At 66.9% G+C, this 12710-nt stretch carries 12 protein-coding genes; 7 read left to right on the top strand and 5 right to left on the bottom strand.

The genetic code is table 11. The features are described 5' to 3' along the window. Window positions 1-157: 157 nt before the first annotated feature. From ACFVWG_RS32170 to rsrA, 4 genes are all read left to right on the top strand, one after another. A complete protein-coding gene (locus ACFVWG_RS32170) occupies window positions 158-949 on the top strand; it encodes an SOS response-associated peptidase (RefSeq protein ID WP_391547213.1) in 792 nt (263 codons plus the stop codon). 598 nt (window positions 950-1547) lie between these two features. Further along, window positions 1548-2189 carry an alpha/beta family hydrolase gene (locus tag ACFVWG_RS32165; RefSeq protein WP_391547282.1) on the top strand — a complete coding sequence of 214 codons (642 nt, stop codon included), beginning with the start codon at window positions 1548-1550 and terminating at the stop codon, window positions 2187-2189. Window positions 2190-2314: 125 nt separating this feature from the next. After that, window positions 2315-2938 (top strand): sigma-70 family RNA polymerase sigma factor, encoded by a 624-nt coding sequence (locus tag ACFVWG_RS32160; RefSeq protein WP_391547212.1) that lies wholly within the window; start codon window positions 2315-2317, stop codon window positions 2936-2938. Then, window positions 2935-3213: a mycothiol system anti-sigma-R factor gene (gene rsrA, locus ACFVWG_RS32155; protein WP_391547211.1), complete on the top strand. Its 279-nt coding sequence runs from the start codon at window positions 2935-2937 to the stop codon at window positions 3211-3213. The genes ACFVWG_RS32160 and rsrA overlap by 4 nt, the downstream gene beginning before the upstream one ends. Before the next feature lie 3 nt (window positions 3214-3216). On the opposite strand, the gene ACFVWG_RS32150 is transcribed toward rsrA, so the two are convergent. Further along, complete coding sequence (locus tag ACFVWG_RS32150) at window positions 3217-5688, bottom strand: ATP-binding protein (protein ID WP_391547210.1); 2472 nt, start codon at window positions 5686-5688, stop codon at window positions 3217-3219. Between the two features lie 326 nt (window positions 5689-6014). After that, window positions 6015-6089, bottom strand: coding sequence for a 50S ribosomal protein bL37 (locus tag ACFVWG_RS32145; RefSeq protein ID WP_369759046.1), 75 nt, complete (start codon window positions 6087-6089; stop codon window positions 6015-6017). 261 nt (window positions 6090-6350) lie between these two features. On the opposite strand from ACFVWG_RS32145, the gene ACFVWG_RS32140 reads away from it, so the two are divergent. Together ACFVWG_RS32140 and ACFVWG_RS32135 are read left to right on the top strand one after the other, a co-directional pair. After that, entirely contained in the window at window positions 6351-7703 is a 1353-nt protein-coding gene (locus ACFVWG_RS32140; RefSeq protein ID WP_391547209.1) for an HD-GYP domain-containing protein, read from the top strand. Then, window positions 7704-8978 carry an HD-GYP domain-containing protein gene (locus ACFVWG_RS32135; protein WP_391547208.1) on the top strand — a complete coding sequence of 425 codons (1275 nt, stop codon included), beginning with the start codon at window positions 7704-7706 and terminating at the stop codon, window positions 8976-8978. On the opposite strand, the gene ACFVWG_RS32130 is transcribed toward ACFVWG_RS32135, so the two are convergent. The 3 genes from ACFVWG_RS32130 to ACFVWG_RS32120 all read right to left on the bottom strand — a co-directional run bounded on the left by ACFVWG_RS32130 (window position 8940) and on the right by ACFVWG_RS32120 (window position 11595). Beyond that, the gene (locus tag ACFVWG_RS32130; protein WP_391547207.1) at window positions 8940-9527 is read right to left on the bottom strand and encodes a DUF5317 domain-containing protein; all 588 of its coding nucleotides are present in this window, start codon (window positions 9525-9527) and stop codon (window positions 8940-8942) included. The two genes, ACFVWG_RS32135 and ACFVWG_RS32130, sit on opposite strands and share 39 nt — an antisense overlap. 140 nt (window positions 9528-9667) lie before the next feature. Beyond that, complete coding sequence (gene mctP / locus ACFVWG_RS32125; protein ID WP_391547281.1) at window positions 9668-11257, bottom strand: monocarboxylate uptake permease MctP; 1590 nt, start codon at window positions 11255-11257, stop codon at window positions 9668-9670. Between the two features lie 62 nt (window positions 11258-11319). After that, window positions 11320-11595: a DUF3311 domain-containing protein gene (locus ACFVWG_RS32120; RefSeq protein ID WP_391547206.1), complete on the bottom strand. Its 276-nt coding sequence runs from the start codon at window positions 11593-11595 to the stop codon at window positions 11320-11322. Between the two features lie 84 nt (window positions 11596-11679). Between ACFVWG_RS32120 and ACFVWG_RS32115 the strand changes: the two genes are divergently transcribed. Continuing rightward, window positions 11680-12648, top strand: a complete 969-nt coding sequence (locus ACFVWG_RS32115; RefSeq protein ID WP_391547205.1) for an endonuclease/exonuclease/phosphatase family protein — start codon at window positions 11680-11682, stop codon at window positions 12646-12648. The last annotated feature ends 62 nt before the right edge of the window (window positions 12649-12710 follow it).

Genomic DNA, 12710 nt, shown 5'->3' with positions numbered 1-12710 from the left:
GAGAGAATTTGCCCCCCCCCACTCGTTTCCATCGGCCCAAAGGCGGGGGGCCGCCGGACTCCTCTGGCTTGGCCTCGCCTCCCCCGTGGGGGGTTCCCCCCCCCACTACCGCTTGTTGCTGTCCAGTTTTGTCGGTCACCGTGTCTAGGCTGTCGGTATGTGCGGTAGGTATGCGTCCAGCCGGAGCCCGTCCGATCTCGTCGAGGAGTTCGAGATCCAGGCGGGCAATGTGCGCGAGTCGGTCGAGGAGCTCGGCGAGAACTACAACGTCGCGCCGACCAACGAGGTGATCGCGGTCGTCGAGCGGAAGAACCGCGAGGTGCCCGACGAGACGGTCCGCAAGCTCACCACGGTCAAGTGGGGGCTGGTGCCGTCCTGGGCCAAGGACACCACGATCGCGTCGCGGCTGATCAACGCGCGGATGGAGACGGTCGCCGGGAAGCCGGCGTTCAAGAAGGCCTTCGCGTCCCGGCGCTGCATCCTGCCGGCCGACGGCTACTACGAGTGGTACACGGCCGAGGAGAAGAAGGACGGCAAGCCGGTCAAGCAGCCGTACTTCATCCATCCCGCCGACGGCGGCATCCTCGCGATGGCCGGCCTCTACGAGATCTGGCGCGACAAGACGGTCGCCGACGCCGAGTCCGACGAGGCCTGGCTCTGGACCTGCACCGTCCTCACCACCTCCGCCACCGACGACCTCGGCCGCATTCACGACCGGATGCCCCTCCTCGTCGAGCGCGACCGGTACGACGCCTGGCTCGACCCGTTGTCGTCCGACCCCGACGACCTTCTCGGCCTACTGGTCCCCGCGGCACCCGGCCGCCTCGAGGCCTACGCCGTCTCCACAGCCGTCGGCTCGGTCCGCAACAACGGCCCCCACCTGCTCGACCCCCTGCCGCCCGACGGCACACCCCCAGTCGGCGGCGAAGACGGTACGACGCTGTTCTAACCCAGCCCACCGTCGAACCTCACAACTGTCCCCTCCGGCCCCAGCCACAACTGATGGCCGGACGTCGCCACTGATGGCTGGACGTCGGAAGTGATGGCTGGAGACAGGTACCGGTGGCCGGAGACCTCGCACCACAGGTCCCCGGCCCGGCTTAACTGTCTCCTGCCACATGTGGTGCCCGGGGATAGCTGATCTCCGGGCACCATCCGTCGGCTGCTGCTGTGCCGATCGGCCAGGGTGTGCCGACGGACGGGTAGTAGTCGCTTGCCCGGTCGATCCGGGCGAGCAGGTCACGCCTGCGATCGGTAGTGGCCAGCCCACTACTACCCGTTGGTCGGTACGCCGATAGCGGGAGCTGGCCGACGGGGTTGCCAAGGCGCGGTGGCCCCACTCGCTGTTAGCTCAGCACCTTGAGCACCGTTCAACCGCGATCTGCCTGCGGGAATGGTTGATCCGTGCTCAAGGTGGGCTGCGTGCGCGACCTTGAGCACCGGTTGACCATGTTTCATCGGTCGGAGTGGTTGAACCGTGCTCAAGGTGCGTCCTGGGTCCGACCCGCGTCGGCGGTTGTGCTGCGTTCCTGCGTATGGATGACAGGATGGGGCGGGTGACCGACGAACGAATTGTGGGGACCCCGCACGGGGAAGCGCGGATCGTGGCGCACCGGGCTCGGCGGCCGGTGGCGACGCTGGCGCTCGGTCATGGGGCCGGTGGGGGAATCGAGGCTCCTGATCTGGCCGCGTTGGCGGCGCGACTGCCCAAGCAGGACATCAATGTCTTTCTGATCGAGCAGCCGTGGAAGCGGGCCGGCAAGAAGCTGGCGCCGGCGCCGAAGATCCTCGACGAGGCCTGGATCGCGATCGTCGGGCAGCTGCGGATCCGCACCCCGCTGGTGATCGGTGGGCGAAGTGCGGGCGCGCGGGTGGCTTGTCGGACCGCGAGCAGTCTCGGAGCATCCGGCGTACTGGCGTTAGCTTTTCCGCTGCATGCACCGGGCAAGCCGGAGAAGTCGCGAGTCGATGAGCTGCGGGGGACGGGGTTGCCGACGTTCGTCGTACAGGGGGAGCGGGACACCTTTGGGACGCCCGAGGAGTTCCCGCCGCTGACCGAGATGGCCGTCGTCCCGGATGCGGACCACTCGTTCAAGGTCCCGAAGAAGGCTGAGCTGACGCAGGACGAGTCCTACGAGCTTCTGGTCGAAGCTGTGTTCGAGTGGGTCGTCCGCGAGGTGTCCGGATAGTGGTCAGTCGCTGAGCGCCCGGTAGCGGGAATTACGCCGTACCGGGGCTTGTTGTGATGAGCATGACGGCAACGAGTCTGGCTCCGGCGCGGAACACTGGGATGGGCCCGGTATTCTCGATCACGATGCCGACACCGACGACCACCGAGACACCCGAGCAGCGGACCGCGCGCTTCGAGCGCGAGGCGCTGCCGTTCCTCGATCAGATGTACGCCGCGGCGATGCGGATGACGCGTAATCCGTCCGACGCCGAGGACCTGGTCCAGGACACCTTCGCGAAGGCGTACAGCTCCTTCCACCAGTTCACGCCCGGGACCAACCTGAAGGCGTGGCTGTACCGGATCCTGACCAACACGTTCATCAACGGCTACCGCAAGCGGCAGCGCCAGCCCACGCAGTCACCGACCGAGGAGATCGAGGACTGGCAGCTCACCGCCGCCGAGTCCCACACCCCGGGCGGACTGAAGTCGGCCGAGGCGGTCGCTCTCGAGCACCTGCCCGACTCCGACGTGAAGTCGGCACTGCAGTCGATCCCCGAAGACTTCCGGCTGGCCGTGTACCTGGCCGACGTCGAGGGCTTTGCCTACAAGGAGATCGCCGACATCATGGGTACGCCGGTCGGCACCGTGATGTCACGTCTGCACCGTGGCCGGCGCCAGCTGCGCGAGCTGCTGGCCGACTACGCCCGTGACCGCGGCCTGATCGCCGGTTCGGACGACGACGCGACCGCGAAGAAGGAGGAGTCGTGAGCTGCGGCGAGGACCACGATGTCGACTGCAACGAGATCCTCCAGCGGGTCTACGTCTTCATCGACAACGAGATCGAAGGCGCCAGCACCGAGGAGATCCGCCAGCACCTCGAGGAATGCGCCCCCTGCCTCGACGAGTACGACCTCGAGCGCTGCATCAAGAAGTTGGTCCACCGCTCCTGCGGCTCCGACCACGCCCCCGAGGCCCTGCGGCAGAAGATCCTCCTCCGCCTCACCCAGGTCCAGGTAGAGACGACGATCATCACCACGGACTGACTCTCAGCTCTGCTGGGTCTCGTCGTAGGCGTAGGTATAGGGGCTGCCGCGGCGGATCGTGCCGAGGAGATCCTGCGCAACGGCTACCAGCCGCGGTGAGGTTGTCTGCAGGATCGGCAAGGCGGAGCGTATGTGGCCGGTGGCAGCCGGGAAGTCGCCTGCGGCCGCGCTGACCTTCCCGTGCTCCAGCAGGAACGTGCCCTCGCGCAGCCGGTTGCGGTGCTTGCGGACGAGCCGCAGGCCTTCGTCGATCCCGTCGTGAGCCTCCTGGTAGTGCCCCTGGATTGCATAGACGGCCGCGAGGCACTGCCAGCCCTGCGATTCCAGCTCGTCGTTCCCCATTTGCCTGCCGACCTCGATGCTCCGCAGCAGCGGAGCAATGGCGTCGTCAGTGCGGCCGACCAGGAAGTGTGAGAAACCGGTGTTGAGGTAGCGCTTGCCGATCGACCTGAGGTCGCCGGTCTGCTCGGCGAGGTCGATACCGCGCTGGAAGGATTCGTCGGCCTGCGCGAAGCGGCCGCTGCGATCGTAGAGCCCACCGAGCGCGACGTGGGCGACGCCGACGACGGTCTTGTCGCCAATCTGCTGGCTGACGCGCAGCGACTCGTTGCCCAGTTCGAGCGCCTCGTCGATGCGATTGAGCCGGCCGAGAACGTGTGTGGCCGAGCTGGCGCAGCGCGCCTGCCCGCGAAGGTCGCCGAGTACCCGGAACATGTCGAGGGCCTTGAGGAGATGGGCCAGCCCGACATCGAAGCTCCCGTTCTCGACCTCGGGGATCGCGCTGTCATGCTGCAGCCAGGCCGCCATCAACGGCAGGCCGACCTTCTCGGCCAGCTGGACCGCGTCCCGGTGCATCTCGCGCATCTCCACCCAGCGCGACCGGGACTCCTGGTAGCCGAACAACGAAAGCACCAGTTCGGGGACGAGCGCGGACGTGGCCAGGCTCGACGCCAGCAGCTGCTGCCAGCGGTCGAGCAGGTTGAGCTGCTCCGAGTCGAGCCACTGCAGGGCCTTGAGGACATTGGTGACGGCCGGTGGCGGCACATGCGAAACGGTGGCCAGATCCAGCCGCGGGCTCGAGTGGTGGCTCTTGGCCTGGCAGGCCCAGGCGAAGCCGATGTAGAAGCGGATGACGCGCTCGAGGGCGGCATCGCTCTCGGCCGGTGACAGCGTGGCTTCGGCGATCTCGCGGGCGTAGGCGCGGATGAGGTCGTGGAAGCGGTAGCGCTCGGGGGACACCGACTCGAGCAGGTTCAGGTCGACGAGCCGCTCGAGGATCGCATCCGCCTTGCGGACGGGTACGTCGAGCAGCCTGGCGACGACGAAGGTCTGCAGATCCGGGCCGTCCGGGATGCTCAGCAATGGGAGCGCGTGGACGGCCTCGCGGTCGAGTGGGCGATCGCTGGTCTCGAGGAACTCGAAGGAGCTGGCGATGTTGGCCCGGACACCGGTCTCGTCGGAGCCGAGACTGTCCAGTCGATGGTTCTCGTCCCCGAGGAGATCGACCAGGTGCTGGATCGGCCAGCTCGGCCGGGCAGCCAGCCGGCCACCGATCAACCGGACCGCCAGTGGCAGCCGGCCGGTGAAGGACGCCAGCACCTCCGCAGCCTGCGGCTCGGCTGCCACCCGGCCGGGACCAACGACACCGGCCAGCAGCTCCACTGACTCCGATTCGGACAACGCATCCAGCCGCACCTGACGAGCACCTGGAAGGTTCGCCAGCGAGCCACGACTGGTGATGATCGCGGCCGACCCCGGGCTTCCGGGCAGCAACGGCATGACGTGCTGGATATCGGCGGCATTGTCCAGGAACAGCAGAAAGCGGCGCCCGGACAGTTGGGACCGCAGCAGTGCGGACGCTTCTTCGACGTCGTCCGGAATCAGATGCAACTCCAGACCGAGCGACCGCAACAGATGCCGCAACGCATCGGCGATCGACATCGGCTTCCCCGGGCCGTAGCCGCGAAGATTCACATAAAGATGACCGTCGGGATAACTGGCGACCAACTTGTGCGCGGCATGAACCGCCAAGGTGGTCTTGCCGATTCCGCCCATCCCGGTGACCGCAACCAGGCCGACCGTCGCACCGGCCACGCCCTCGGGCAGCCGCAGTACGTCGAGAATTGCCTCGATCTGGGCAGTTCGCCCGGTGAAGTCCGACACCGCCGGAGGCAACTGCCAAGGAACCGGCAATGTATCCGCCACCACAGGCGCAACCTCGGGCTGCTCGGCCGGCTGACTCTTGCCTCGCGCAACGGCCAGGAACTCGGCAGCCTCGTCCTTGTCGAGGCGAAGCACCTTGATCAGGGCGCGGATGGTGTCGATGCGTGGGCGACGGCGGGTTCCGCGTTCGAGGACGCTGATGGCCTGGTCGCTCAATCCGGCCTTGGCCGCAAGTGCGGCCTGGGTCAGCCCGGCCCGTCCCCGGTACTTGCGTAGCAGATCACTCAAGCTCTCGTCGGTCAGCTGACCCACCTCCCTTCTGCAATCAGCCCACTCCTGGGTGACGGCCAGGGCGGGTGGTCCGGGGCTAACAATAGGAGGCCGCACCGACGGTCCGCTGAAGTTATCCACACACGCGTCGCCGAGCGGCCTGTCCCGGGCCGGCAGGGGTGCCCGGCGTTCCGCACGATTTCGTGCAAAAGAATAGCCCAACGATCGTTTGAAGATCGCATTCGGTGTGCGAACGGAGACGCTCCGAATACGGGACCTGTGAGAAAGCTGGTCTGGCGTGCGTTGTGACCAAATTGCAAAGACCCCGGCTTTCGGCCGGGGTCCTCGCTTTGCGTAGTCGCCTGCGTTCAGGCGTTGGGGCGCTTACCGTGGTTCGCGCCCTTCTTCTTGCGCGCACGACGCTTGCGGCCGGTCTTGCCCATTTCAAAGCCTCCTAGAAACAACTGCAAAGAGTCACAGTCTCTCATACCACGCACAGTTGCTCGTGTCCGGCGGGGGGTCACAGTCTGGCTTACAGTGTTTCGGCGCGGCCGGTTCGAGCAAAATTCAGTCGAGTCAGCGATGTGCTGTCTAGCCCCCCTGTCCCCGTCGCCGACGGGTGACAAGACTGCGTCCGCTGATCGGAGGTGACTTTTTCATGCTTGGTACTCAAGGTTGGGAGTGGTGAAGGTTAGAGTTCAGCGGTGACCAGCCGTTGGCCCCTTCGCCTGACGGTGGCGATCTGTACAGCCGCCGCCACACTGGTTGTCGTTGTTGCGTTGTTCAAGACCCGTATCGATGTGCCGACTGTGACACTGGGTCTGCTCCTGCTGATGAGCGTCGTGCTGCGCTCGAGGGTCGGTCCCGTGCGGGCCGTCCTGGATCACGTGGTCTGCATTGCTCTTCTGTTGTTGTCAGGGCCTGCGGCCACCGTCATCGTGGCGGTCCTGCTGCCCTTGACCCAAGATCGTCGTTTGCCCTTGATGCGGCGGGTTTTCAATGGCGCGCAGGCTGTTCTGTGCGCCACCGCTGCCGGATTCGTGTACGTCACGACGGGGGGCGTCCGTGGTGACGCCGTGTTGGACGCACCAGGGCATGCAACGGTTTCCGGCTTCGCCGCGATCGTTTCCTGGCTGACTGTCAATGCCGCGTTGATGTGCCTGGTGCTGTGGCTCGACGGCAGCGGCCCCACGCCGCTGATGTTCCTCCGGAAGGTCGCCGGTGCGACGGCGCTGCCGATGACCGGCTACGGCCTGCTCGGCATCCTGCTGGCAGTGGTCTGGATCGGTGGCCTCGGCCCGATCGCAGTCCTGCTGGTCCTCGTACCGCTGATCGTTGCCAGGTGGGCCCTGTCGCTGTACGAGGCGGAACGCAATGCCCAGGCGGCGACGATGCGTGCATTCATCCAGGTCATCGAGACCAAAGACCTCTACACCCGCGGTCATTCGGAGCGGGTCAGTGACGGCGTCGGCATGCTCGGCCGGCAGCTCCAGCTCAATGAGGACCGGCAGCTCGCGCTCGAGCACGCCGGTCTGCTGCACGACGTCGGCAAGGTCGGCGTACCGACCAGGATCATCCAGAAGCCCGGACGTCTCGACGATTCCGAGATGGACGCGATCCGGCTGCACCCAGCCCGCGGGGTCGAGCTGATCGGGAACATCCCGTTCCTCGAAGAGGTCAAGTCCGCTGTCCTGCACCACCACGAGAAGTACGACGGCACCGGCTATCCGGCCGGACTGAGCGGAACCAACATCCCGTACTTCGCCCGCATCATCGGCATCGTCGATGCGTTCGACTGCCTCACCTCGACCCGCTCCTACCGTCCGGCGCGAAGCGTCGAGGAGACGCTGCAGATCCTCCTGCAGGATCGCTACACCCACTTCGATCCGCAGCTCGTCGACTCCTTCGTCGAGGTCATCCGCCGCGACGGCTGGAAGGCGGCCGCCGCCGATCAGCCGGCCCCCGACGAGACCGTGCGGGCCGCGATCGACCACGACGACCTCAGCCTCGGCAGCGGCGGCGGCGCCTCCGGGTCCGCGGCCGGACCGGAGGCGTAGGTGGTCACGTCGGAGCGCGTCGAGATGCGTCGCCTGGGCAGTGGCGCCGTGATTGTCGTGGCCGGTGGGGTGCTCGGCGTCACGGCGCTTGCCCTGACGGTTCGACAGGGTGTCACCGAATGGGCCTACGCGTTGACTTTCGCCGTACTGATCGCGATCGGTGAGATGGTGCAGTTCAGGGTCGACCGGAGCCGCAACCGGGCGCCGATCGCGACCAGTGCCGCCCTGGGGTATGTCCTGCTCCGCCCCCCGGAGGTATCTATTCCTCCCAGCCTCGCGCAGGTCGTGGCCGTCGCAGGCGTCGCAACTCTGGTGGGGATCCTGCCCCGGATGCTGGCGGGCCTGCGCTGGGATCTGGTGGTGTCGTCGCGGCGGATGCTGTCGGTGGCCGCAGCCGCTGCGGTCTTCATCGCAGTGACGCCGTCCGATCTGTACTGGGACGGCAGTTGGCTGGCGGCGATCGCTCTGACCGGGACGATGCTGCTGGCGGTTCTCACTGCGGCTGTGATGGACGCCCTGGTCGGTGCCGGGCAGGCCACCGAGAAGTTCAACCAGCCCTTCCCTGCGGCCCTTCGCGATGAGGTGGTAGTCGCGGCCCGGATCGGGATGGCGATGGCGATCAGCGGCATCCTGCTGGCGATCAGTACGTCGTTGCTCGGTCTCTGGGGGCCGCCGCTGGTCGTCGTACCGCTGCTGCTGACGCAGTTCGCGTTCCGGCGGTATGCATCAGCACAACGGACGTACCGGACCACCGTGCGTTCGATGTCCCGCAGCACGGAGATCGCCGGCTTCAGTAGTCCCGGGCAGAACGGGCGGACATCGCAGTTGGCCGTCGCCATGGGCTACGACCTCGGACTGACGCCGGCTCGGATGGAGGCTCTGGAGTACGCCGCTTTGTTGTCCGGGGTTGGGCAGTTGGCGTTGGCGGATCCTAGTCCGGGTGGGGCGAGTCTCCTCCGGACGCGGGAGGAGCGGCAGCGGGCGGCGGAGATCGGGGCGTCCGTGATCGAGCGGTCGGGGGTGCTGGATCATGTGGCGGAGATCGTGCGGCACTCGAATGATCCTTACCGGCATGGGCGCGCCAATAACGCCGAGATTCCGGTCGAGAGCGGGATCGTGAATGTGGCGCTCGCCTACGAGCAGTTGGTGGGGGAGAGCGGCGGGCAGTCGCCGGACAAGGCGATGGAGTCGATCGGGTTGGGGATCGGGGCTGAGTACGACCCGGTGGTGGTCGACTCACTCCGACGGGTGATTGGGCGCGGCTTCCGGTTCTGACAGTTCGTCCCAGGTGGGGGCGTCGCTGGTGGGGACACGGCCCGAGCCGCCCATGCCGACGTACAGGAGGAGCCCTGCGCCGGCGGCGATCAGGACGTCGCCGGGGCTGACGGCCTGGCCGAGGCCGGGCAGGGCGACCGGTACGACGTCGCCCAGCCAGGGCCACGTGGTGGTGGCTGTGACGAGCTCGTGGCGCTGGTCGGTCACTACACCAGTCGGGAGGCCTGCGCGGGCCAGAGCGGCGGCTGAGACGGGCATGGCGCCGTTGAGGGCGACGACGGCGGCATTGGAGAAGAAGCCGAGGGCAAGCAGGCCGACGCCGGGGCGGCGGAGGTTCTCGCGCAGGAAGACGGCGATGCAGACGGCTGAGCCGATCAGGCCGACCGGGTACGCCGTACCGCCGAAGAGGGCGCCGAGGAGCTGGCCGATGGCGGCTGCGGCGAGCCAGTGCAGGCCGGTCAGGGTGTTGTCGGCAAGGCGACCGAGGCGTCCGCCCGTGGCGAGCGCCGCGAGGGCGGCGAGCGCCATGACGAGGAGGACCAGCAACACGCTCGCGATTCTGCCGTTCCGACGGCCCGAATTCGGGCAAGCTGACTGCGCAGCGTGTCGATACGATGGCAAAACGTAACGTCAGCACAAACAAAAACGGCGGTCCCATCACCGTGGGACCGCCGTTCAAGCCAAGGAAGCTAGGACTTGGCTGTCGCCGCGCCGCCTTCGTCGAGCAGGTCGGGCAGGTCCTGTACGCCGGGATCTCCCTTGTCGGCGGTGTAGTCCGACGGGTGCGTGGAGTCCTCGCCGGACGCGATCTTGAGCGCCCGCAGGATCAGCGTCAGCACGATCACGATCACCAGGTTGATGGCGAACGCGACCAGGCCGATGTAGGCCTGCGTATCGGTGAACGGGATGTTCGTGACCGAGCCACCGAAGTGCTTCTTGGTGGCCGGGTTGACCACGTTGTAGGCCTCGATCGTGCCCCAGACCATCGCGACCGCCCAGCCCGCCAGCAGCGCCCACTTGTGGAACCAGCGGGTGAACAGGCCGACCACGATCGCCGGGAACGTCTGCAGGATCCAGATGCCGCCCAGCAACTGCAGGTTGAGCGAGATCGTCTTGTCCATCCCGAGCACGAAGATCAGTGCCCCGAACTTCACCAGCAGCGAGGCCAGCTTGGAGACCTTGGCCTCCTGGGCCGGCAGCGCGTCCTTCTTGATGAACTCCTTGTAGATGTTGCGGGTGAACAGGTTGGCCGCCGCGATCGACATGATCGCCGCGGGCACCAGCGCACCGACCGCGATCGCCGCGAACGCGATCCCGGCGAACCAGGACGGGAACTCCTGGTCGAACAGCCGCGGGATCGCCAGCTGCGGGTTCGGCAGCCCGTCGAGGCCCTTGATGTTCACGTTCGCCTTGATGGCCATGAAGCCCAGCAGGGCGAGCAGACCGAGCAGCAGCGAGTACGCCGGCAGGATCGCCGCGTTCCGCCGGACGATGTTGCGGCTCTTGGTGGACAGGACCGCGGTCACCGAGTGCGGGTACATGAACAGTGCTAGCGCCGAGCCCAGTGCCAGCGTCCAGTACGCCGAATGTCCGGCCGCGCCCGGAATGAACGTACCCACCGGCTTGCCGGTCGCCGGGTTGGGCTTGGCCAGCTTCTCCTGAGCGGCACCGAAGATCGAGTCCCAGCCACCGAGCACGTGCGGCAGGTAGAGGATTGCCACGGCGATCACCAGGTAGATCAGGCCGTCCTTGACGAACGCGATCATCGCCGGGGCCCGCAGGCCCGAGGAGTACGTGTACGCCGCGAGCACGGCGAACGCGATCAGCAGCGGCAGGTCCTTGGCCAGCAGGTTGCTGCCGCCGAGGCCCATCGTCTCGAAGACCGCCTGCATACCCACCAGCTGCAGCGCGATGTACGGCATGGTGGCCAGGATGCCGGTCAGCGCGACGGCCAGCGACAGCCAGCGGCTGCCGTAGCGGCCGCGGACGAAGTCGGCCGGCGTCACGTAGCCGTGCCGGTGCGAGACCGACCAGAGCCGCGCCATGAAGACGAAGATCACCGGGTAGACCACGATCGTGTACGGCACCGCGAAGAAGCCGGTGACGGCTCCGGTGGCATACATGGCGGCCGGTACGGCGATGAACGTGTACGCCGTGTAGAGGTCGCCACCGAGCAGGAACCAGGTGATGAAGGTGCCGAAGCCGCGGCCACCCAGACCCCACTCGTCCAGGTTGTCCATCGCGCCCGAGGAACGCCAGCGGGACGCCATGAAGCCCATCACCGTGACGGCGGCGAAGATCACGACGACGACGATCAACTGCACCCAGTCGACTGAGTGGTTCACTGCTCTGCCCCCTTCGCCGGCTTGTCCGGGTCACCGAGACCCTGGGCAGCCCGCCGCTTGCGCTCCTCGCCGATGACCAGCCTGTACGCGATACCGACCGTGAACACGGACAGCACGACCCACAGCAGCTGGTACCAGTAGAAGAACGGGAAACCCCACAACCGGGGCTCGGCCTTGGCATAGGTCGACACAATGAGTGGTGCGAGAACCGTGACCGCCAGTAGCACTCCGGCAATCCAGTACGCGGGTTTCACCGCGGACAATCGGGACACTGCGAACCTCCTCGGGACAGTGCGGGCGCAACCGAGCACGCTACCGTTTCGTCCGGACAAGCGACTAGAGCTTCGGGGTGGTCCGTGGATAACGAAAAGGCATGGCTCGTACGACGGGTCGTGCTGTCCGTGCTCTTTCTGGTGATCGTTGCCGTCCCGCTGTATCCGGAGCTCTACGGTCTCGACGAGGTCACGCCCTTCGCCCAACTGGTCGCGTTCCGGCCGCAGGGGCTCGTCCTGGTGTTCGTGGTGGCCCTGCTGATGCTGATCCGGAAGGGCTGGCGGATAGCGGCCGGACTGGTCGCCGCACTGACCCTGGTCGGTGCTGGGCTGACCCTGCCCCGGGTGACGAGTGATCCGAGGACCCCGGCTGCCGACACTCGAGTGCTGACGATCATGGTCGCCAACGTCCTGGGCGGTGGTGCGAACGCCGGTGCGGTCGCAGCGCTCATCCGGGAGCGCAAGCCGGACCTGGTGTCGTTGCCAGAGGCACAGGTCGACGTCCGCGAGGAGATCCGTGCACAGCTCGAGGACCTCAAGTACGTCGGTTATACCGAGCAGCCCACCCAAGCCGTGGAGAGCGCCACCAGTGCGCTCGTGGCGCCCACTCTGGGCGCGGTCCAGGTCAGGCAGGACCTGCCGACCAGCTTCGGCAATCTGATGATCACCGGTGGCAATCTGGGCGAGCTGCGGCTGGTCGCGTACCACGGCTACCCGCCACTTCCGGACGACGTACCGCCGTGGAAGCACGACCTGACCCAGCTCAGGCGCTGGTGTGCGCAGGATCCGCCGACCATCGTGGCCGGTGACTTCAACGCGACCCTGGACCACTCCGACTTCCGCTGGGCCCTGGCGTCGAACTGTCACAGCGTCGGGCCGTCCGTGGGTGGCGGTCTCAAGGGCACGTGGCCGTCGGACCAGCCGGCGATCGCCCGGACCCAGATCGACCACGTTCTGGCCACCCGGACGATCGAGCCGCTGCGGTTCGCGACGTACGAGATCGAGGGCACTGATCACCTCGCGGTCGTAGCGACGGTCGCCGTACCTCGCTGAGCAGTGAACTTGTGCACTAGGTAGATTTGGGGGTGCGTACCGGAACTCTGGGGTGGGAGGAC

The organism is Kribbella sp. NPDC058245 (assembly GCF_042882005.1).
Taxonomy (GTDB): Bacteria; Actinomycetota; Actinomycetes; order Propionibacteriales; family Kribbellaceae; genus Kribbella.
Note: the sequence above shows the minus strand (reverse complement) of the source record. Positions and strands in the feature narration are given on the sequence as shown.

Coding starts and splice junctions, on each gene's coding strand:
- ACFVWG_RS32165 (WP_391547282.1), top strand. CDS start 1,548: ATGGGGCGGGTGACCGACGAACGAATTGTGGGGACCCCGCACGGGGAA.
- ACFVWG_RS32170 (WP_391547213.1), top strand. CDS start 158: ATGTGCGGTAGGTATGCGTCCAGCCGGAGCCCGTCCGATCTCGTCGAG.
- mctP (WP_391547281.1), bottom strand. CDS start 11,257: ATGGGCTTCATGGCGTCCCGCTGGCGTTCCTCGGGCGCGATGGACAAC.
- ACFVWG_RS32160 (WP_391547212.1), top strand. CDS start 2,315: ATGCCGACACCGACGACCACCGAGACACCCGAGCAGCGGACCGCGCGC.